This is a genomic window from uncultured Agrobacterium sp. (genome assembly GCF_913777885.1).
Lineage (GTDB): Bacteria > Pseudomonadota > Alphaproteobacteria > Rhizobiales > Rhizobiaceae > Agrobacterium.
In genome coordinates this window covers 1-20,172 of the sequence record NZ_CAJYTV010000019.1, presented here as the reverse complement: position 1 = coordinate 20,172, position 20,172 = coordinate 1, and the positions used below count along the sequence as shown (strand labels likewise).

17 protein-coding genes and 3 pseudogenes are annotated in these 20,172 nt (G+C 57.0%); 6 read left to right on the top strand and 14 right to left on the bottom strand.

Features of this window, described 5'->3' with window-relative positions; translation table 11 throughout:
- Positions 1 to 4 precede the first annotated feature (4 nt).
- The 8 genes and pseudogenes from QZ869_RS18945 to QZ869_RS18910 form a co-directional block, all read right to left on the bottom strand.
- Positions 5 to 691 (bottom strand): ABC transporter permease, encoded by a 687-nt coding sequence (locus QZ869_RS18945; protein WP_296106651.1) that lies wholly within the window; start codon positions 689 to 691, stop codon positions 5 to 7.
- Between the two features lie 4 nt (positions 692 to 695).
- On the bottom strand, positions 696 to 1,403 hold the full coding sequence (locus tag QZ869_RS18940; protein WP_296106648.1) for an ABC transporter permease subunit: 708 nt from the start codon (positions 1,401 to 1,403) through the stop codon (positions 696 to 698).
- Positions 1,404 to 1,534: 131 nt separating this feature from the next.
- Positions 1,535 to 2,329 carry a transporter substrate-binding domain-containing protein gene (locus QZ869_RS18935; RefSeq protein ID WP_296106645.1) on the bottom strand — a complete coding sequence of 265 codons (795 nt, stop codon included), beginning with the start codon at positions 2,327 to 2,329 and terminating at the stop codon, positions 1,535 to 1,537.
- Between the two features lie 57 nt (positions 2,330 to 2,386).
- Positions 2,387 to 3,124, bottom strand: a complete 738-nt coding sequence (locus tag QZ869_RS18930) for an ABC transporter ATP-binding protein (RefSeq protein ID WP_296106669.1) — start codon at positions 3,122 to 3,124, stop codon at positions 2,387 to 2,389.
- 177 nt (positions 3,125 to 3,301) lie between these two features.
- Positions 3,302 to 4,351: pseudogene (locus QZ869_RS18925) on the bottom strand (DUF2817 domain-containing protein); the annotation flags it as partial.
- A 102-nt stretch (positions 4,352 to 4,453) separates the two neighbouring features.
- The gene (gene hisC, locus QZ869_RS18920) at positions 4,454 to 5,554 is read right to left on the bottom strand and encodes a histidinol-phosphate transaminase (protein WP_296106666.1); all 1,101 of its coding nucleotides are present in this window, start codon (positions 5,552 to 5,554) and stop codon (positions 4,454 to 4,456) included.
- A gap of 47 nt (positions 5,555 to 5,601) precedes the next feature.
- On the bottom strand, positions 5,602 to 6,708 hold the full coding sequence (locus QZ869_RS18915; RefSeq protein ID WP_296106644.1) for an FAD-binding oxidoreductase: 1,107 nt from the start codon (positions 6,706 to 6,708) through the stop codon (positions 5,602 to 5,604).
- Between the two features lie 12 nt (positions 6,709 to 6,720).
- The gene (locus QZ869_RS18910) at positions 6,721 to 7,767 is read right to left on the bottom strand and encodes an aromatic ring-hydroxylating dioxygenase subunit alpha (RefSeq protein WP_296099911.1); all 1,047 of its coding nucleotides are present in this window, start codon (positions 7,765 to 7,767) and stop codon (positions 6,721 to 6,723) included.
- 101 nt (positions 7,768 to 7,868) lie between these two features.
- On the opposite strand from QZ869_RS18910, the gene QZ869_RS18905 reads away from it, so the two are divergent.
- Both QZ869_RS18905 and QZ869_RS18900 read left to right on the top strand, forming a co-directional pair.
- Positions 7,869 to 8,816 carry a LysR family transcriptional regulator gene (locus QZ869_RS18905; protein WP_296021148.1) on the top strand — a complete coding sequence of 316 codons (948 nt, stop codon included), beginning with the start codon at positions 7,869 to 7,871 and terminating at the stop codon, positions 8,814 to 8,816.
- 212 nt (positions 8,817 to 9,028) lie between these two features.
- Complete coding sequence (locus QZ869_RS18900) at positions 9,029 to 10,978, top strand: ABC transporter ATP-binding protein/permease (protein WP_296106642.1); 1,950 nt, start codon at positions 9,029 to 9,031, stop codon at positions 10,976 to 10,978.
- A gap of 86 nt (positions 10,979 to 11,064) precedes the next feature.
- On the opposite strand, the gene QZ869_RS18895 is transcribed toward QZ869_RS18900, so the two are convergent.
- Complete coding sequence (locus tag QZ869_RS18895; RefSeq protein ID WP_296106641.1) at positions 11,065 to 11,481, bottom strand: DUF1810 domain-containing protein; 417 nt, start codon at positions 11,479 to 11,481, stop codon at positions 11,065 to 11,067.
- Positions 11,482 to 11,609: 128 nt separating this feature from the next.
- The gene (locus tag QZ869_RS18890) at positions 11,610 to 11,948 is read right to left on the bottom strand and encodes a DUF4112 domain-containing protein (RefSeq protein ID WP_296038754.1); all 339 of its coding nucleotides are present in this window, start codon (positions 11,946 to 11,948) and stop codon (positions 11,610 to 11,612) included.
- Between the two features lie 363 nt (positions 11,949 to 12,311).
- Here QZ869_RS18890 and QZ869_RS21815 point away from each other — a divergent pair.
- Positions 12,312 to 12,691: pseudogene (locus tag QZ869_RS21815) on the top strand (transporter substrate-binding protein); the annotation flags it as partial.
- 246 nt (positions 12,692 to 12,937) lie between these two features.
- Here the strand turns inward: QZ869_RS21815 and QZ869_RS18875 are convergent.
- From QZ869_RS18875 to QZ869_RS18860, 4 genes are all read right to left on the bottom strand, one after another.
- Complete coding sequence (locus QZ869_RS18875; RefSeq protein WP_296106665.1) at positions 12,938 to 13,957, bottom strand: LacI family DNA-binding transcriptional regulator; 1,020 nt, start codon at positions 13,955 to 13,957, stop codon at positions 12,938 to 12,940.
- A gap of 107 nt (positions 13,958 to 14,064) precedes the next feature.
- Positions 14,065 to 15,078 (bottom strand): zinc-dependent alcohol dehydrogenase family protein, encoded by a 1,014-nt coding sequence (locus tag QZ869_RS18870; protein WP_296106631.1) that lies wholly within the window; start codon positions 15,076 to 15,078, stop codon positions 14,065 to 14,067.
- Positions 15,079 to 15,092: 14 nt separating this feature from the next.
- Positions 15,093 to 15,863: an L-iditol 2-dehydrogenase gene (locus QZ869_RS18865; protein ID WP_296021141.1), complete on the bottom strand. Its 771-nt coding sequence runs from the start codon at positions 15,861 to 15,863 to the stop codon at positions 15,093 to 15,095.
- Between the two features lie 126 nt (positions 15,864 to 15,989).
- Positions 15,990 to 17,303: a sugar ABC transporter substrate-binding protein gene (locus QZ869_RS18860; protein WP_296084037.1), complete on the bottom strand. Its 1,314-nt coding sequence runs from the start codon at positions 17,301 to 17,303 to the stop codon at positions 15,990 to 15,992.
- A gap of 320 nt (positions 17,304 to 17,623) precedes the next feature.
- Here QZ869_RS18860 and QZ869_RS18855 point away from each other — a divergent pair, with 320 nt between their 5' ends.
- From QZ869_RS18855 to QZ869_RS18845, 3 genes and pseudogenes are all read left to right on the top strand, one after another.
- Complete coding sequence (locus QZ869_RS18855; protein ID WP_296106628.1) at positions 17,624 to 18,607, top strand: sugar kinase; 984 nt, start codon at positions 17,624 to 17,626, stop codon at positions 18,605 to 18,607.
- 1 nt (position 18,608) lies between these two features.
- A complete protein-coding gene (locus tag QZ869_RS18850; protein ID WP_296106625.1) occupies positions 18,609 to 19,880 on the top strand; it encodes a D-tagatose-bisphosphate aldolase, class II, non-catalytic subunit in 1,272 nt (423 codons plus the stop codon).
- 78 nt (positions 19,881 to 19,958) lie between these two features.
- Positions 19,959 to 20,172, top strand: a pseudogene (locus QZ869_RS18845) (sugar ABC transporter permease); the annotation flags it as partial.

Here is a 20,172-nt window from a genome sequence, read left to right as displayed (position 1 = left end):
CTTTTTAACGCGGCTCGTGGCGCATCAAGTGTCCTTCGAGCAGCCGGATCATCACAACCAGCACCAGATTGATGATGAGATAGATGATGCCGGCCAGAGTGAAGACCTCGAAGATCGCGAAAGTTTGGCTCATGAGCCGCTTGGCGTAGCCTGTAATCTCCAGAACGGTGATTGTGGAGGCGAGGCTTGTGCCCTTCACGACAAGGATCAACTCGTTGCCATAGGCTGGCAATGCCTGACGAATGGCCAGAGGGAATTCTATCCTGCGGAAAGCGGTGAAACGCGACATGCCTGAGGCCTTTGCTGCTTCCTTGAGACCCGTGGGGATCGACAGCAAACCGCCGCGTAGAATTTCTGACGTGTAGGCTGCCGTGTTCAGCGCGATTGCCATGATGGCGCAGCGCGTTCCGTCGCTGACGATCCACCACGTCACAGCATTGCCCTTGATGAACGGGATTTCCGCCAAACCGTAATAGAACAAGAAGAGCTGCACGAGGAGCGGCGTGCCTCTGAAGATCATGCTGTAATATTTGGCGATGTTGGCAACCCAGCGCCGCTCGGACATCCGCATGACCGCCAGTCCAAGCCCGATATGAAAACCGATAACGACGGACAGGATCGTCAGGATCAAGGTTTTGGAGAGTCCTTGGAAAAGAACGGGTATCGAGGTCGAGAGGAAATCCATATCCATGGTGTCAGCTCCTCGATCTCAGCCTGACGGTGCGCTCCACACGATCAAAGCCAGCCTGACTGATGATCGTGATAACGAAGTAGACGACGGCAGCTATAAGAAAGAAGATGAGCGGGTTGCGGGTGCTGCCCGCGCCCACGCTTGCTGTGCGCATCAGTTCCTGCAGGCCGACGACTGAGACAAGCGCGGTATCCTTTATCGTCGCCTGCCAGACATTGTTCATTCCAGGGAGTGCGATGCGCAGCATCTGCGGAAGAATGATCCGCTGGAAAATTCTGTACCGCGAGATTCCGAGCGCTTTAGCAGCCTCGATATGTCCTGTTGGTATGGATGCCAATGCGCCACGGATGACTTCCGTAGAATAGGCGCCTGAAATCGCACTGACGGCGACGACGGCGATGATAAACGCATAGCCACTATCGGCGAGGGCGGCGTAGCCGAAGGCGGTAGCGACGCTGGTGACGAACTCTACCGATGAGAAGAACAGCAGATAGATGATCAGCAACTCTGGCACTCCACGTATCAAGGACGTGTAGGCCGTGACGATGACGGTGAGTGGAAAGATTTTCGCCCACTTGATGAGACCGAGCAGGGTGCCGATGAGCGCTCCGAGTATGATGCTGGCGAGACCGACGGCGATGGTGATCGCGGTACCGCGCAGGATCGCGCCGATCCATCCACCTTCCCAGACAAGTATCAGGCTGTGTTCCATTCGATGCCCCTCGGCAATTGGCTCGGTCCGACGCTTAGATCTCTCTGGCCTTTCTCTGCCGTCGAGATCACTGCGGTTACTGTTCGTGATAGAAGCGCGCCCCGCACGTCCTTGCGCACGGGGCGGCCATGTCAGTTGCAGGGACGCGAAATGTCCATCTTGAACCACTTCTGGCTGGACTTCCCAATCGAGCCGTCGGCGACGAGTTCGCAAAGAGCCTTGTCGACTTTCGCCTTCAGTTCGGAATTGTCTTTCGAAATCCCAACACCGATACCTTCACCCAGGGTGGAGTCGAACTTGCTCTGAACTTTAACGTCGACAAACTGGAAGTCCTTGCCATCCGGCTTGGAAAGAAAGTCCTGCAAGGCCGATGCATCGGCAAAGGCCGCATCGATGCGACCGCTGGCGAGATCGATCTGCATGTTTTCCAGCGTATCATAGGTCTTCAGATTGGCGGACGGGATGCGCTTCTCGACGAAATGGGCATGCGTCGTGCCGGTCTGCACGCCGATGGACTTGCCGTCGAGGCCCTTCAGCAACGCATCGATATCCTTGAGGCCTGCCAGTTCCGAGCTCTTTGGCACAACGAACATGTTGGCGAGTTCCGCGTAGCCGATCGAGAAATCGATCTCTTTTTTGCGATCCTGAGTGATCGACATACCGGAAATGATGACGTCGAAACGCTTGGCTTTCAGTGCCGGGATCAAGCCATCAAACGCCTGAACGACGAATTTGCACTTCATCTCAAGCTTTTGGCAGAGTAAATTACCGACGTCGGCGTCGAAGCCGGTCACGTTTCCGGAGGCGTCCGCCATGCTCCACGGTGGATAGGCACCCTCGGTGCCAATCGAGAGCTGGCCCTCGGCGGCTTGAACCGTGCCTGCGCCAGCAAGGAGCAGAACGAGTGACAGAGCTTTAAAATTCATGTCGATATTCCCCTTTTTTTGAGTGTGTCATCGAACGTTTTTTGTTCCGGCAGAGCGTCATCGCGTACGGGAGAGGAACTGGCGAAGCCGTTCCGATCTCGGTGCATTGAACATGTCTGCCGGGGCACCCTCTTCCTCCACTTTTCCTTGATGGAGGAAGAGAATCTTGTGTGAGACCTCGCGCGCGAACTGCATTTCGTGCGTCACGAGGATCATCGTGTTTCCTTCTTCGGCCAGTTGCCGAATGACCCGCAGAACCTCGCCCACCAACTCGGGATCGAGCGCCGACGTCGGCTCGTCGAGAAGAATGAGTTTCGGGCGCATGGCGAGGGTGCGAGCAATGGCGGCGCGCTGCTGCTGTCCGCCGGAGAGCTGACCCGGATAATGGGCGTGCTTGTCTGAAAGGCCGACCTTCTTGAGAAGCGCGTGCGCATGATCTCGGGCCTCGGACTTGTGTTGCTTCAATACCTGAATCGGCGCTTCGATGATGTTTTCCAGCACAGTCATATGCGGCCAGAGATTGAAGTTCTGAAACACCATTCCCACGCGCGAGCGCATCCGCTCGACCTGCTTGAGATCGGCTGGGATCGTACGTCCGTTGGCGCTGCGCTTCATGCGCAGTTCTTCGCCATCAATAACGATCTGACCTTCATCCGGCTGCTCTAACAGGTTGATGCAGCGCAGAAAGGTGCTTTTCCCTGAGCCAGAGGAGCCGATCATCGATACCACTTCACCGCGTTTGGCCGACACATCGACGCCGTTCAATACGCTCAGAGGCCCGAAACGCTTGTGGATGCCGCAAACCTCGACGGCAGGTCGATCCGCGGCCTTTGATTTTTCGTGATGCGGATTTGCGAGAACCGTGACCGATGCGGCGGCTGGAACGATCTTTTCGACACCGGCGCCTCCAAGCGCCTTCAGCTGAGCGAAAGCCCGGTCGAAATGGCGCAGCGACGCGGAGAGACAGGCATTGCGCCAATCTGTGTCATCGGGAATGAAGGCAGCACGAATATCTCGCTTGATGGCCTCACCGAGCGGCGAGTCGACCTTGCCGTAAAGATGCAACCAGTTGTCGGCCTTGACGGCTTTCGATACGGTTTCGCCGTCGAGGGTGCCGCATTCGATGACGAGAGGTAAAACGCGCGCTGCTGGCAGGGCGTGTCGAACGGCGCTCGACACATAACCGGTTGCCGTGGCGGCAATTCCTGTTCCGGTTTCGGCGTCTTTTCCCGTCCTCACGACCGAAAGGGCGGGTCCGAATATCTCCACTCCCCACCCCAGCCCTGGATGGTCGCTTTCGGCAACCGACAGAAGTGCTGGATAGCCATATGGCCCGGCGCCCGTGTGGAGATCGAAAACGATAAGGTCCGTCGCTTGCTGCGCGAATATCGCCAGTATGTCGCTCAGTGTCCGGTTGGACCAAACTGGGCCGTCGCCGCCATAGAACAGGCCATCTGGAAAAGCGTATTGGCCAGCTTCTATGATGGGTGCGAGGCCTTTGTAACCACCAGCTTTTACACTGATCGCATCGTAAGCCGCATCCATCTCGTCGCGCACGGGACCATCCCATGAAGGACAGATCAAAAGCGGATGAATGTCACCATAACGTTCGTTCCTCGGCGGCGCTTTCTGCCAATCGATGAAATTGCGGTTGAGGTCGACATTGTCTTCGTTGACTCGCCGTGACCAGGCGGTACCCCATGGGTTGATGAGATGAATGGCGAGTACGGCTGTATCGTCCGGTAGACGCCACGGAGAGTTCTGCGAGAACCATGCGGTTTGGCAGGCAGACCCGAAGGGGCCTTCGACGCCATGGGTACCGGAGATCGACACCATGAGTTTTTTTGCATCCTGCCGTCCAAGATAGGCGACATCAGTCGAAAGCTGCTCACCCGATGGTCCGTGCAAGGGATGCAGGTACTCCGTGAGACTGGCGCCGGCGGTGCGGGCCGCTGCGATAAAGCGCGCGCGCAAGGCAGAAAAATCTCCGGCAAAAAGGCCAGACTGCGGTGAAGATGCCATGCGACAAAGCTCCCGGTTCTTCTCATCGTGGCGCGCTTTCGCACGCAGTTGGTTCCCGCAGGTCATTGCCTGCTTTTTTTGTTAGATTGAACGCTCTCGGTCTTATTGCCCGGCAAGCGTTTGTAATGCGGCTATGAACCGATCGTTTTCCGTCCTTTTCCCGACCGTCATGCGGATGAAGGTCTCGTAGCCTTTCTCCTTCCATGGCTTGACGATGATGCCGTGCGAGAGCAGATGGTCGAAGACTTTCTGGCTGTCGAGGCCAACATCGATGAAGAGAAAGTTCGTTTGCGATCTCGCGGCTCGTAGCCTCAATGCAGATACCGCATCGGCGACCCGCGCACGCTCGGCTGCAATGGACGCCACGGATGCCTCCATCCAGGCCTCGTCTTCAAGTGCGGCAAGCGCCGCGATCTGTGCTGCTGTGTTGACGTTGAATGGTGTCTTCGACGAGGCTACGGCTCGCGCAAGACGCTCGTCGGAGAACACGGCATAGCCGACCCGCAGCCCTGCAAGGCCATAAGCCTTGGAGAAGGTGCGCAACACCACATAATTCAACGTTGACCTGGACAGGACTGCCAGTCCATCCGGCACGTCGCCACTGACATATTCGAAATAGGCTTCGTCAAGAACAAGAAGTGTTTCCGGCGGCACTGCTGCAAGAATCCGGTCGAGGCTCACTGCATCGAGGGCAGGGCCGACAGGGTTGGATGGCGAGGAAAGAAAAAAGATCGCCGGATACTTGGTAAGGGCCGTAATGATCCCCGGCACGTCGAAGTCGAGATCGACGCGCATCGCGACCTTGTCGACCGTTGCACCATTCGCCAGCGCTTCGATCTCGTGCAGGCCGAAGCCAGGCGAGACTGTGGCAACCATCGCGCCGGGACAGAGTACCGCGCGACAGATGGCTGCGATCATCTCCTCCGAGCCGTTGCCGATGACGATCCGCTCTGCCGCAACGCCTAGTTTCTCGCTGAGCGCGCCTCGCAATGCGGTGCAGGCAGGATCGCAGTAACGCGACGGGTTCAGGTTTGCGAGTGCTGCCAGCACTTTTGGAGAACAGCCATCCGGATTTTCGTTGCTGGCAAGCGCTGCGATGTCGTCACGACCACTGATTTTCCTCGCGACGGCGATGTTCATTCCGGCGTTGTAGGGCGGTAGCGCCGCTACAAGCGGATTGAGCCTTATCTCTGTTCGTGGCATATCCATCTCGGCATTCCTCAAGTATTGCGGTCGGTTCAGTGGCTCGGTCAAAGATTGAGGACGATTGACGATTTCGGCTTCGTGCAGCACAGCAGCACGCGCCCTTGGGGCACGTCGTCGAGCGGCTCTTCGAAATAATCGACCTCTCCGGCAACAAGCGCCTGTTCGCACGTGCCGCAAATGCCGGCGCGGCAGGAAAATTCGGGCTCGATTCCGTTCGCTTCGAGGCAGTCCAGGAGAGAAACGCTTGACGCTGTCCAAGCCAGCTCCCGTCCCGACTTCTGAAGTACGATCCGGATGTCATCCTTGTTTCGTCCCGGGTCCGCTGCCCCTGTCTTTTGCGCATCGGTAGCGGCCGGTTGCGCCTCTTTATCGGACAGCAGACTAGCCGGACCGAAGAACTCATAGGCGATCCGTTCCTTGCGCACGCCGAGCCCGATCAAGATCGCGTACAAGGCCTTCATGAAAGGTGGAGGCCCGCACATGTAAATGTCATAGTCATCAAGCGGCAGAAGTTTTTGCAGCCCCTCGCGGGTGAGAAATCCAGTCGAATGACAGCGGCCGGCTGCTAGATCGTTCTCATCAGCGAAACGGTGACAGAAATGCACCGTGATGCCGCTACGGACCGCTGCCAGTTCTTCCACCTCGTCGCGCAGGGCATGGACTTCCATGCTGTCACACGCATGAATGAACCACACCCGTTGTGCTGTCTCATGGGCCAAAACGTGAAGCATGGATACGGTCGGTGTCAGGCCCACGCCGCCAGACAGCAGCAGAACAGGCCTAGTGCTTTGCATGTCCAACTTGAAGGCCCCGCGCGGCGTGTCTATCTCCAGCACCGCACCGGTTTCAATCTCGTCATGCAGCCAGCAGGAACTCAAGCCCTGTGGCATATTCTCAGACAGTGCAGCCTCACGCTTTACCGTAATCCGATACGTGCCGCTTTGTTTTGGCGATGAGGAAACCGTATAGTTTCTCAATACGTGCCCGCCAGCATCACCCGGAATTCGGATGGTGAGGAACTGGCCAGCCTCGAAGGGCCGCCAGTGATCTTTATTGAGGGGCGCCAAGGTGAAAGAGGTAATCGTTTCGCTTTCACGTGTCTTGGCGATTACCTCGAAGGGCTGGAAGCGTGAGGATGCGGCCTGTTGCATTCAGGACAATCCTTATTCCGCTGCCTGGCTGACCGGCTGGCTCTCTGCTTCCGCGGCAATCAATTGTGCCAGCTTGCGGCGGAAACGTAAGGGACCGACATCGATCTTGAGGTCGAGGTTCGGCGTCTGCTTGTTGGCCATGCCGTGGTGAACCGCCTCCAGAACGACCCGGTCTTCCTCGAAGGCGCCACGAACGGATTTGGCGAAGCTTGCAGACACGGCCGGGTCGTCGGGCGCGAAGTTTCGCATCTGGAACCAGTAATATTTCGTCCGGTTCTCATCGACAGGCGTCATGAAATTGTAGCTGTCCATCAGGAAGGTGTTATCGGGCAGCGTCTTGCCCTCGCCGCCGGTGAAAGCAGGTGCGAAGATTGCTTTGATGATCGCGTTGCTCGGATAGCGCACCTCATAATGCTGCTTACGGTCGGTATTGCCTTCGAATTGGAGGAAAGGCGCATAGAATGGCGCTGGTTCGCTATCGATCATCCAGCGCCAGACCGTTACACCGTCATCCTTGACGGTGGTCTCAAGCGGGGTTTCCTCACAGGCCGAGCTCGCGAAGGACGACTGATGTACCCAGGCAACGTGGGATGGATCGAGCAGATTGTCCGTCATGTAAAGATAGTTGCAGTTCAGCGTCATGGACTCGCCGCGATTGATGCCCCAGGCGGGATCGCCGAAATGCTCGACGGCAAAAATCTCGTCCGGATCTGCTTTCTCGGCATCTCCCATCCAGATCCATAGGAGGCCATAGCGCTCGTGAACCGGATAGGAGCGAACCTTGGCGACATGGGGAATTCGCTCTGCACCCGGAACGCGGGTACAGGCTCCCGAACAGTCGAATGTGAGGCCGTGATAGCCGCATTCCACATCGTCGCCCTTTATGCGCCCCATCGAAAGCGGCAGCTTTCTGTGGGGACAGGCATCTTCCAGCGCGGCAGCCTGGCCATCCTGTTTGCGGTAAAGAACTATGTTTTCACCGAGAATGGTAACGGGCTTCAGCTCTCTGCCGACCTCGTGGTCCCAGGCTGCGACATACCAGGTGTTCTTGAGAAACATCTCGCTCTCCTTGCGTTTTGTTAGGCTGAGTGTTTGCCGTTTTTCAGCCCTCAACAAGTTGCAAGCGGCTGGTTTCTATTTTAGAAAATCTACAAAGGGAAATGGATAGGGGAGCCGCTGTGAAGAACCTGTCACTGCGCGCCTTGCAGGCTTTTGATGCGATTGGTCGTTGCGGCTCGATCACCGCTGCGGCCGAGGATCTGGGTGTGTCGCCCGGCGCAATCAGCCAGCTCGTGCGCAATCTGGAGCACTCTCTTGGCCTCACTCTTCTGGAACGGCGTGGACGTCGCGTCGAGCTGTCGTCCTGGGGACGACTTTACTACCGCGAAGTCTCAAAGGGCTTCCAGCAGCTCTCTTTGGCGACGACCGTGTTGAAGCGTGCCAGCAACGAAGGCGGGATCGTCGTCAGCGCGCTGTCATCCGTCGCCAGCCGGTGGATAGGCCGAAAGATTTTCGACTGGCAGGAACTCTGTCCCGACGCGCATGTGCGTATCTTCGGTCAGGATCAGGAGCCTCGTCTCGGGGCTGAGGAGGTTGATTTTCGCATCACTTATGGTCGCCGCTCTTATGTTCACGAGCATGTGGCGCACCTGTTCACCGATTGGGTCGTGCCCGCCTGTTCACCCGCCCTAATCTCTGCGCGGAAACCGCAATGTCCCGAAGAGGTTTTGACTTTCCCGCTTCTCAATGTCGAATGGGAATCGGATTACAAGGCCTCGCCGCAATGGCGGGATTGGGCGAAGCTGATCAAGGCTGATCATCAGCAGATATTCTCAGGACTTTCCTTCACGTTGTCGAGCAGCGCTATAGATGCCGCGGTCAACGGCAGGGGCTTCGTGCTGGCACAGCTTTCGATGATCCAGGAAGAAATCACCGCTGGGACGCTCGTCGTTCCTTTCGATATTCGGTTGAAATTATCGGAAAGCTATTTTCTCGCCTGGGACAGAACTGCGTTGGAAAAGCCCAACGGACAGCGTTTCCACAAGTGGATGCTGGCGGTGGCCAGACAGCAGGAATTGATGTCGAGCCCGGAGCGGATCAGAGCATAAACATGGGTCATCCATTTTAGCTTTGGCGACGTCCGGTGCCGCCAGGGGAGGTCAGCTTGCTGATCCTGAGGCAGTCGCCGGTGTTGCGGTTGTATTCAAAATCCTCCGAACGGAAGCATCGTGCCGATAGCGGCGTGGCAGAACGCGGAAGAATATTTGATGCGTCTTCACGATAACGTGAAACCTTTCCTGCCGTGGGTCGTTCAGCGCGCATGAAAAATGATGAAGTAAAACCAACATCGGCTGATGGTGACGACGAAGTAGGCGCTGAAGCCGCATCCTCCCAAGACAATGAAGGCAATGCTGAGGAGCTTCCCCCGGAGGAAGCGGAACCTGCCGCTGGCTTGACACCAGAGGAGGCTGAGGAAGCTCGCCGAAGGTATCTGCTGAAACGGTTCTGGATTAGCGCACGAGGCTTCTGGAGCCGTCGTGGCGACAAGCTGGCATGGGTTTTCACGCTCGGCCTGTTGACGATGATCGGCATCAATGTCGCGATCCAGTATGGGGTCAACGTCTGGAACCGCGGAATATTTGACGCGATCGAAAAACGGGACGCTTCGACGGTCTATTCGCTCGCGTCGATATTCCCGTTTCTGGTTCTGGGCAGTGTTTTCATCGTCACCGCGCAGGTCTACGTCAGGATGCGCATTCAGCGGCGCTGGCGCTCGTGGCTGACCAAGGTGTTGGTCGGCAGATGGATCGCAAACGGTCGTTACTACCAGCTCAACCTGATCGATGGCGATCATAAGAATCCTGAAGCAAGGCTTTCGGAAGACATGCGCATCGCCACCGAAGCACCGGTTGACTTCGTCTCCGGTGTTATCGCTGCGTTCGTCTCTGCCTCCACCTTTATCGTTGTGCTTTGGACGATTGGCGGTGCACTGACGCTGTCGATCGGCGGTATTTGGGTCACCATTCCTGGCTTCCTGGTCATAGCGGCCATTATTTATGCGGCAATTACCTCCACGGCCATCGCATTTATTGCGCGAAACTTCGTCAAGGTGTCCGAAGTGAAGAACCAGGTGGAGGCGGAATATCGCTACACACTGACGCGCGTCAGAGAGAATGGCGAAAGTATCGCTCTGCTTGGTGGGGAAGAGGAGGAGCGCAACGATCTCGACAAGAGATTTGGAAATGTCCGGCGGCAGTGGCGGCTTATGGCGCAGCAATATATGCGCACCACCGTCGTTTCCAACGGTTCGATGCTGATTGCACCCGTCGTGCCGCTTCTGCTCTGCGCGCCGAAATTTCTCGATGGCAGCATGTCGCTCGGCGAGGTGATGCAGGCGGCGTCGGCGTTCACCATCGTTCAGTCCGCTTTCGGCTGGCTGGTCGATAATTATCCGCGGCTTGCGGACTGGAACGCTTGCGCACGGCGCGTGGCGTCTTTGATGATGTCCCTCGATGGCCTGGAGCGGGCTGAAAAAAGCGAGACTGTTGGCCGTATCGTGCGTAGCGAGACGGAAGGCGATACCATGCTTGGCCTCAAGGATGTGTTCGTGTCGCTCGGCGATGGAACCGCAGTCGTCAAAGAGACAGATGTGGAGATCGGCGCAGGCGAAAGGGTCCTGGTGTCGGGCGAGTCCGGCTCCGGAAAAAGCACGTTGGTCCGTGCGATCTCCGGTCTCTGGCCATGGGGCGGTGGTAGCGTCAATTTCCGCTCCGGCAGTCAATTGTTCATGCTGCCGCAGCGGCCATATATTCCAGCCGGCACGCTACGCCGTGCCGTATCTTATCCGCAACCGGCGGAAAGCTGGACGGCGGAAGAGATAGGTGCCGCTCTCGAGAAAGTCGGTCTAGGCCAACTCAAGGACAAGATCGAGGACGAGGCGCCTTGGGACCAGACATTGTCCGGGGGTGAGAAACAGCGCCTCACCTTTGCTCGCTTGCTGCTCAACGCCCCCGATATCATCATCATGGATGAGGCGACGGCAGCGCTGGACGAAAAAAGCCAGGACAAGATGATGCAGACGGTGATCGATGAGTTGCCCGACGCAACGATCATCAGCGTGGCCCATCGTGCCGAGCTGGAGGCATTCCATAGCCGAAAGATAACACTTGAGCGCCGCGAAGGTGGCGCAAAACTTGTCAGCGATATCGAGCTTATTCCGCAGAAATCGAGAAGGGGCTCCATGCTTCGGAGGATCGTCAAGCGAAAGTGATGTGTCGCCGCTGACAGTCACTCCGCCCACGGGGTCGCTTGACGACAGCTACGCATCTTTTTGCATGCAGGCAAATGAATGGACTTTCACGACAGAATGCCCAGGGTCTGCCTGTCCTGAGCGCCTCTGTAAAAGAGTTCAAGAGCGCCCCGGAAGAGCGGGCTCTGGCCAGCAATCTCGGAAAACAGCGTCATGCTGGAGTGAAATTTAAGGTCATCCGGAGATCCGAGAATGTCATTGGCGCTCAAGTCCGCGTGGCTCAGCATCGCGCGGGTGCAATCTTCCAGCCGCGAGCCGAGAACCGGATGCGCCAAATACGCCTCTGCCTCCGGGCGGCCTGAAATGGCATAGAAGCGCGCCGTTTCCGAGCGGCCAAGACCGCGGATCTGCGGGAAGATAAACCACATCCAATGCGACTGCTTCCTGCCGGCGATTAATTCGTTCAGCGCTCTGTCATAAGTGCCCTGCTGCGCATTCACGAAGCGCTCAAGATCGAAGGACATTGCTCACGCTTTCAGTTCAACTTTGCTTCATCCGAGCACGTTTCGGAAGGTGTAGCAGGTGACCGTCGCAGACTTCGGCCTACGAGCCTCAGAATGGCAGAGCAGGCTGTTCGCGCCTGCTCTAAGGATCAGCGCTTGCGCTGCAGCTCTTCCGGCAGCACACCGAAATGATCGAGAATGATCTGAACGTTTCGGCGATGAGATTTGAAATAGACGTCGAAAAGATCGCCTAAGAGCGGTACGCTGCCGACGACCGAGTCCATCGCCACGTTGCCGATCATCTTCGAAATTTTTTCCCGTGGAAGACCAAGACGACGCGCTTCATTGACGATGTAGAGCCCGACAAGCGCGCCGGCGCCGTCACCGAGGATCGGAACAAGACCCAGCACCGAGTCGGCGCCGAACCGCAGCCGCGTGCCCGGAATTCCGACCGCCGTATCCATGAGTCGCGATATGCTGGATAGCATGCGCAGTTTACGAAGACGCTGTTCCAGGACATCCGTGTCGCGCGAGGTGTTCGCACCAAAATGACCAGAATTCCAAGCTTGTGCTGCCATAGTGATCTCCAACGCCGGTAAACCCGGCAACAGAGAAATGGGAGAGCAACGCTGGATTTCAAGTCGAAGCACCGCTTCTGCTAAAAACGCCCGTTGCTTTGTCCGCTACCTGACCAGCAGTAGGGAACCCGCCTGACCCCGACTATGTCCGACAAGACCAGACGCACGCGATCTGTAACCGTCTGTTGGCGGATTGAACGGTCAAATCGATCAACTTTCACGACCTCCAGATCAGTGTGGCGGAGAGGTGGACAAGGCATTGGAAGTAAATGGTTTTTATCTAACGCACGTCACCTGATCCGGGAGCAGGGCTGTCGCCAGATTGTCGGTACCATCATATCCATAGCCCGCAAGGGAGCACTGCCACTCGTGGAAAAACACGATGGTCTATTATAGTATATGTGCCCCTACGAAAGTTTCGAGGCTAATGAAGTACAATCTACACCGGCGGCTGCCCCAACCAGCACCTAATTCCGTTATTTGAATAACTGATCCCGCTCTAAGGTGCCCATCCCTACCTTGTTGGCGCCAACTATGTCTGGGATTGGGAGATGAACAGCTTGGCCCGCGAACTGGTCGGCAATGCCGGTGGTACGGTGCGGGGTGAACGCTATATGCCACTTGAGGAGATGGCCGTTGATCGGCTGGCGTCAAGCGGTCATTTACAGTTTCGAGCTCTCGTAACTTAGCCTCTATCGCGCAGTTGGTTCAAGCTGGCGAAGTAGTGGTGCATGTTGACAAGCTTCTTCCTTTTCTGGACTCTGACGCGCCAATGGCGGTCACTGGGTTGATTTCGACAAAGCACAATATGGGCAGGAAGTTAGCCGGTGAGCTCACCGGAAAGCGCCTTCTGAACATTGCCCAGTGCACGACACAAATGATCGGCAGCGTTGCTGAGCTCAGGCGGATGCTCTCAGAATCAATTCGGATTTCAACAAGATTTGATCACGGCTGATCAACGGATCGTCCGCAGCGTCTGCCTCGCCAAGCTTGCGTAGGAGCAGGCTGATCGCCAACCTGCCGATCTCATTGTAGTTTTGCGCGACGGTAGTAATCGGAGGGCAGGCATACTGGGATAGGGGGTGATCATCGTGGCCGGCGACCCTGAGGTCGAAGGCTGACCCATGGCCAACTTTGATACCCTTTTTCCAAGCCGCTGCGATAACGCCGAATGCGAGACGGTCATTCGCGCAGACGATCGTGCGGGTGGGAAGTAGATCCAGCCTGTCGAACAGCCGCGTGGCCTCATCGAAGCCGAAGCGCTCGAAGTCCCAGGTCGTAGTTTCGGATATGTTGAGAACCTCGGCTCGATGTCCGGCGCCCTCCATCGCTGCAACATAAATTTCCCGCCTGGCGTCTGCATTTCTGTTGACTTGCGGCATGCCTAAAAAACACGGCGGTTCGCCGGAGCGGCAGAGATAATCGACGATAAGGCCGAAGCTCTGGCGGTTGTCACTTCCAACGAAGGCAGCGTCCTGATCGGCTGGCGCGTCGACATATACGAGGGGAATGCTTTGGCCGAGCTTGGTCAGCGGGGAATTCCTCGGGGCAGATCCTATAGGTGCGATGATAGCGCCGGCCACATTCAATGACTGGAGTGTACTGACGGCGTCGTCTTCCATCTCGGCTCTGCCATCCGACGAAAGCACGAATGCGAGAAAGCCCGCTTCGGCGGCGATAACCTCGATCCGTCTGGTGAGTGCCATGTAAAACGGGTCGAGGGCGTTGGGTATAATGATGCCGATGATGTTGCTTCGCCGGCGGTTCAGGTTAACTGCGAACATGTTAGGCTTAAAGCCTGACTTGCGCAAAGCCAGCTCGATCGTGTCGCGTGTCTTCTTTCTGACGGAAGACGGATCGTTGAAATATTTCGAGACTGTCGGACGTGAGAGGCCGACGAACTCGGAGAAGTCCTCCATAGTCTTAATCGGTTTTGGCAACACAATCTCCGTTACAGCTCATGGCCTCCGCTGGGTGCGGAAACCAACAGGCCTCCGCACAAACCAGCAATAGCATCATGCGAATCTCAGTCCGAAACGAACTGTATCTTCATCGTCGCGGGATCGGATGGCTTGGCAAGGAAAAACTGGAGCATCTCCTCCAAAGGGAGGCGATGGCTGACCAGTTTTGCCATCGAGCCGTCATCAGTCTCCAGCATCGCGATCGCCTCAGGAATGTTCCTGTTCAGGGAGTGGGAGCCGACGATCTTGAGTTGGCGCCGGAACACTTCGAAAGGATGAATCGCTACAGTCGCTTCCGGGGGGCATACTCCAAATAGAAGCGCGGTGCCACCGTCCGCGACAAGCTGGATCATGTCCTGCACAACTGACGGAACCCCCGTTGCATCGGCGACGCAGTCGAAGCCGCGACGACGTGACGCGAAAAGCGTGGCGTCCGATTTGACGACTTTCAAGCCGAGGCCTTCGGCGAACTCAAGCCTGCCGTCGTTCAGATCAGCCAGGGTTACGCTTGGCGCGCCCCGTGACTTCAGAGACAGGGCAAGAAGAAGACCGATCGGTCCGGCGCCGAAAATGATCGCCTCGGAAGGCGGTGTATCTCCAGGGCCGAAGCCTGCCGCACCGATGCCATTCAACGCGCAGGCGAGAGGTTCTGCGAGCGCTGCAACATCGAAGGACAGGTTTCCTATCGGGTGGACCTGATCGCAGCGCACGGCGCAGAATTCACCGAAACCGCCGTTCTGCGTTACGCCATACGCTTTGAGATCGACGCACAGATTGGTCAGGCCCTTTCTGCATGCGGCACAGCTGCCGCAGGCAAGGTTCGGGTCGACAACGACACGATCGCCCACCTTGACGTTCGTGACGTCGTTGGCGATCGCTTTGATCTCGCCAGCAAACTCATGCCCCGGAACGACCGGGAAGGCACCTGTCCCATACCGGCCATGGAGGACATCTATATCCGTATGGCAAAGGCCCGAGGCGCGAATCTGGATCAGGACATGACCCGTCGGCACTTCCGACGGCTGGGATATGTCGGCCAGCACCGGCTGACCCTTCCCGATAAATTGGATGGCCTTCATGGCGGCGCCCCTTGTCAGCTCATCCAGTTCCCGCCATCGACGTTGTACGTCTGAGCAAGAATATAGTCGCTGTCTGCGGAAGCAAGGAAGACTGCCAGCCCCTTGATGTCGTCAGGTGTTGCGAAGCGGCCGATCGGAACGGATTTAGCGACCTGAGCCTTCTTTTCTCCGGGCTTTAAGCCCTCCCACTGCGCAAATTTGGCGTCGACAACATCCCAGTGTTCGCCATCGACGACGCCTGGAGCGATCGCGTTCACGTTGATGCCATGCTTGACCAGAGCGAGTGCAGCCGACTGGGTAGCGGAGATGATGGCCGCCTTGGATGCGCAGTAGAGAGTCACGAGCGCTTCTCCCCGACGTCCTGCCTGGCTGGCCATGTTGATGATCTTACCGCCCTTTTTGCGGTCGATCATGACGTTGGAAACGGCACGCATGACGAAGAGTGGCCCTTTGAGGTTCACGTCCATGACCTTCTGGTAGCTTTCCTCGGAGATCTCGTTGATGGGGCCCATATCGAAGATCGCGGCGTTGTTGACCAAGATATCGATGCCGCCGAATTCGGCATCGACCTGTTTGACCACGCGGTCGATATCTGCGACGTCCGTCACGTCCAGTTTCACAGCCTTTGCGGACGGGCCGATCTGAGCGGCAGCCTGGGTGGCACGGTCGATGTTGATATCCGCGATCACGACTTTCGCACCTTCGGCGACGAACGCTTCTGCAAATCCGAGTCCGATGCCTCTTGCCCCACCCGTGATGAAGGCGACCTTGTCTTTAAGTCTCATTTGTTTTCTCCGATAAGCTCGCCCGACGGCGCGCGTCATCCAGTTGCAGTAACGGCGATAGGGTGGAGCCCGGTGAAGCGAACACCGGGCCCCAGGGAGGGCTCGCCATTTCTGGCGGGCGCTCGACTACTTGATGTATCCAGCGCGGGTCATGTCACGGGTGACCTGGGCCTGTGCAGCCTCAAGTGAGGCGTCGACGGTCTGCTGACCTGCGAGAGCCGCGCTGATCTGCTGTCCCACGAACGTACCGATGGCCTGGAACTCGGGGATGGCGACGAACTGCACGCCTGTGTACGGAACAGGATCCTTGGTCGGCTTCGATGGATCTGCAGACATAATCGCCTTCAACACCGTTTCGGCAAAAGGAGCAGCTTTTTGATATTCAGCAAGAGCATAGGTGGACTTGCGCGTGCCCGGAGGAACAGCAACCCAGCCCTCGGACTCGCCGACCATCTTTACGTAGTCCTTTGACGTTGCCCATTTCACGAATGACCGCGCCGTGTCGCCCTTTTTGGTCGTGGCAGGGATTGCGAGGTTCCAGGACCACGACCAGCTCGATCCTGCCGGAGTTACGGCAACGGGAGAGCGTGTGAACGCCACCTTGTCCGCAACCTGGCTCTGCTTCGGGTCGTAGACGCGGCCAGCAGCCGACGTGGCGTCGATCCACATGGCGCACTTGCCCGATGCGAAGAGAGTCTGGTTTTCGTTGAAACCGTTCGCTGTCGCTCCGGAAGGGCCGTACTTCGTCATCAGGTCCACATAATCCGTCACGGCCTTCTTCCATGGCTCGCTTGTGAGCTGTGGCTTCCAGTCCATGTCGAACCAACGGCCACCATAGGTGTTCACCATGGTTCCAAGGAACGCCATGTTCTCGCCCCAGCCCGGCTTGCCGCGCAGGCAGATGCCGTAAATACCCTTGGACTTGTCCGTGAGTTTTGCAGCGTACTCCTTGATCTGATCATAGGTGGGCTGCTCGGGCATCTTTAGCCCAGCGGCGTCGAAGAGATCCTTTCGGTAGAGGGTGAACGAGCTCTCAGTGTAGAAAGGTACCGCGTAGAGCTTTCCATCGACTGTCAGACCCTTCTTGATCGGGTCGAGAAGATCCGCGTAGTCATAGTCGTCGCCGAGATCGTCTACGGCCGAAAGCCATCCGGACTTGCCCCAGATCGGCGCTTCGTAGCCCCCGATCGTCATGATGTCGAACTGGCCGCTGCCCGTCGCAATGTCGGTTGTGACGCGTTCGCGCAGAACGTTCTCTTCGAGCACGACCCAGTTGATCTTGTTTCCTGTCTGCTGCTCCCAGGATTTGGATAGCTTTTGCATGATGATCATGTCGCCGTTGTTGACGGTCGCGACAGTGATTTCTTCAGCATGCGCGATGCCTGCGAGAAGGCCGAGGCCGGCGACGGACGATAATAGAATGCTGGACTTCACACCCATGAAAATCTCCTCCAAGACGAGTGTTTGCGCATACATTACATGCGTAAACTTTTTATCTGCGCAAGTGATTGCCAAGTCAACAGGGGATTCCGGGTGACTGAGCAATATTTCGGCGTGATAATCATATTTTGAGCTAATTTTGCAGCAATATTGCATTGCTCCTCATTGATATTGATAGATAAATCAATCATTTTTTGTGCAACGCGAAACAATTTATAAATTTACACGCGTAAATTATATGTTGACACATCAGGGTTGGCGCCCTAGTGGTTGCGGCAATGAAATGCAAAATATTCGCATAGCGACAAGTGGGAGGAGCCATGGAAATCGCACAGGCAATCGCTCCGGAATCAATGGGGCCGACCATCACCGCGGGTGAAATCCTCGTGGAAATCATGGCGACATCCATCGGTGAAGGATTTGCCGAGCCTCTTTCCCTCGTAGGTCCGTTTGCGAGTGGCGCCCCGGCCATCTTCATTGATCAGGTCGCGCGAATGGGATGTGGCGCGGGTATCATTTCGGCAGTGGGGCGGGACGATTTCGGTCATCTGAATGTCGATCGTCTCAAGCGCGACGGTGCCGACGTGTCCGCGATACAGATACTGTCCGACTATCCGACGGGAAGTGCATTCGTTCGCTACAGGGCGGATGGGCAACGTGATTTCGTATTCAATATTGCCAGATCCGCTGCCGGGCAGGTCGGCTTGAATTCGGCTGCCGAGCAGTTGATCGGCAGGGCGGGTCATGTCCATGTGATGGGTTCGGCGTTTTCCATCCCCGGCATAGCAGAGATCATCATGAGAGCCATTACGCTGGTGAAGGCTCGCGGGGGATCGGTCTCGTTCGATCCCAACATCCGAAAGGAACTGCTGGCGTCGGGAGACGACGCAAGAAGGCAGCTTGAGGAGATTCTGGCCGTAACCGACCTTCTCTTGCCTTCGGGAGAAGAGCTTTTCATTGCTTCAGGTGTCGACGACGAGGCAGGTGCTGTAGCCGCGCTGTTATCGCGCGGTATTTCAGAGATTGTCCTCAAGCGCGGTGCGCAAGGGTCTTCCTGTTTTCATCGTGCCGGTCGCATCGACAGCCCGGCATTCGTTGTTGAGGAGGTGGATCCTACCGGCGCAGGCGACTGCTTCGGAGCGGCGTATCTTTCTTGCCGGCGTCTGGGTCACTCGATCGCTGAGTCCCTGCAATATGCCAACGCCGCCGGTGCCCGGACCGTGACTGTGCGCGGTCCGATGGAGGGTGCTTCCACCTTCGATCAGCTCGACGATTTCATCAGAAACAATAGGACGGAGAATTGACATGAGCGGAATTCTTCAGGAGCTCGCGGCTGCACGTGTCGCCGGCAATCCCGTCGGCATAACGTCTGTCTGTACCGCGCATCCTGTCGTCCTTCGCGCGGCGATCCGACGTGCGAAAATGACAGGGCGCCATGTATTGATCGAGGCGACTTGCAATCAGGTGAACCATCTCGGCGGCTATACGGGACTTACACCATCCGATTTTGTCGGCTTGGTGTTGGGCATCGCCAATGAAGAGGGGCTTGATCAAAATCTGATCATCTTCGGTGGAGACCATCTTGGTCCCAATCCTTGGAAGAAGGAGCCAGCAGAAGACGCACTTCAAAAGGCTCGCATCATGGTCGAGGCCTACGTCGCCGCGGGCTTCACGAAGATCCACATAGATACGTCCATGGGCTGCGCAGGTGAGCCCGCTGCACTGGACGACATGACGATCGCCAATCGTGCAGCCGACATATGCATGACGGCAGAAGCCGCAGCGCTGAAGGCGGGGATAGCGCCACCTGTCTACATTCTTGGCACGGAGGTGCCGGTTCCGGGAGGCGCGGATCACGTTCTGGACAGCGTGGAGCCGACGTCGCCGCAAGCCGCTCGCACAACGATCGAGATTCATCGAGAGATCTTCGAGAAGGCCGGTCTTGCCGACGCATTCGACCGTGTCATCGCATTCGTCGTGCAGCCCGGCGTGGAGTTCGGCAGTGAAAATGTGATTGTCTACGACCCACCGAAGGCTGTCGAACTTGCGAAGGTGCTCGACGACCATGATGGGCTCGTTTTCGAGGCTCATTCGACCGATTATCAGCCTGAATATGCGCTGACGTCACTGGTCCGCGATGGCTTCGCGATCCTGAAGGTAGGCCCTGGAGTGACATTCGAATTTCGCGAAGCGGTCTACGCTCTCGATATGATTGCCTCGGAGATCGTTACCGGTTACGGGACGCGTCCTCTGGCATCCGTGATGGAGAAGCTTATGGTGGACTTTCCGGACGACTGGAAGGGTCACTATCATGGCGACGACATGGCTCTCAGGATTCAGAGGCACTACAGCTACAGTGATAGGATTCGCTACTATTGGAACAGGCCGGAAGCCTTGTCTGCGGTACAGAACCTTGTGGCGGCGCTTGATGGCCGGGTCATTCCCGAGCCCCTTCTGCGTCAGTTTCTTCCAGAATATACGTCACTTTCCACGGCGTCTGCGGAGGACATCCTCATCAAGGCGGTCGATGCGGTACTGGCTGTCTATGATCGCGCAACGACAGCAGGCCGTGCGTAACGCTGACGGCTGATATCAATCTCCATCAATCGGCGACTTCCAAGCAAGGAGCGCCGGCAGCACCACTGGAGTAGATGCATGGCAACGCAAAACACCAGGAGCCTGGCGCGTGTGATGATGGCGCCCTCGGTTTTCCTGCTTCTGATCTGGATGATCGTGCCGCTGGCGATGACGCTGTGGTTTTCTTTCCAGAACTACAATCTGCTGAACCCGGCCAATGTCAGCTTTGCTGGCCTGTTCAACTACAAGTTCTTCTACACCGATCCGGCCTTCCTTCAGTCCATCTGGAATA

Bases quoted from the DNA above. Each gene is read 5' to 3' on its own strand.
- QZ869_RS18895 (WP_296106641.1), bottom strand. From the start codon at position 11,481: ATGTCCTTCGATCTTGAGCGCTTCGTGAATGCGCAGCAGGGCACTTAT.
- QZ869_RS18905 (WP_296021148.1), top strand. From the start codon at position 7,869: ATGGATAGGGGAGCCGCTGTGAAGAACCTGTCACTGCGCGCCTTGCAG.
- QZ869_RS18870 (WP_296106631.1), bottom strand. From the start codon at position 15,078: ATGAAGGCCATCCAATTTATCGGGAAGGGTCAGCCGGTGCTGGCCGAC.
- QZ869_RS18890 (WP_296038754.1), bottom strand. From the start codon at position 11,948: ATGCTATCCAGCATATCGCGACTCATGGATACGGCGGTCGGAATTCCG.
- hisC (WP_296106666.1), bottom strand. From the start codon at position 5,554: ATGCCACGAACAGAGATAAGGCTCAATCCGCTTGTAGCGGCGCTACCG.
- QZ869_RS18915 (WP_296106644.1), bottom strand. From the start codon at position 6,708: ATGCAACAGGCCGCATCCTCACGCTTCCAGCCCTTCGAGGTAATCGCC.
- QZ869_RS18865 (WP_296021141.1), bottom strand. From the start codon at position 15,863: ATGAGACTTAAAGACAAGGTCGCCTTCATCACGGGTGGGGCAAGAGGC.
- QZ869_RS18910 (WP_296099911.1), bottom strand. From the start codon at position 7,767: ATGTTTCTCAAGAACACCTGGTATGTCGCAGCCTGGGACCACGAGGTC.
- QZ869_RS18860 (WP_296084037.1), bottom strand. From the start codon at position 17,303: ATGGGTGTGAAGTCCAGCATTCTATTATCGTCCGTCGCCGGCCTCGGC.
- QZ869_RS18940 (WP_296106648.1), bottom strand. From the start codon at position 1,403: ATGGAACACAGCCTGATACTTGTCTGGGAAGGTGGATGGATCGGCGCG.
- QZ869_RS18850 (WP_296106625.1), top strand. From the start codon at position 18,609: ATGAGCGGAATTCTTCAGGAGCTCGCGGCTGCACGTGTCGCCGGCAAT.
- QZ869_RS18875 (WP_296106665.1), bottom strand. From the start codon at position 13,957: ATGGAGGACTTCTCCGAGTTCGTCGGCCTCTCACGTCCGACAGTCTCG.
- QZ869_RS18945 (WP_296106651.1), bottom strand. From the start codon at position 691: ATGGATATGGATTTCCTCTCGACCTCGATACCCGTTCTTTTCCAAGGA.
- QZ869_RS18935 (WP_296106645.1), bottom strand. From the start codon at position 2,329: ATGAATTTTAAAGCTCTGTCACTCGTTCTGCTCCTTGCTGGCGCAGGC.
- QZ869_RS18900 (WP_296106642.1), top strand. From the start codon at position 9,029: ATGAAAAATGATGAAGTAAAACCAACATCGGCTGATGGTGACGACGAA.
- QZ869_RS18855 (WP_296106628.1), top strand. From the start codon at position 17,624: ATGGAAATCGCACAGGCAATCGCTCCGGAATCAATGGGGCCGACCATC.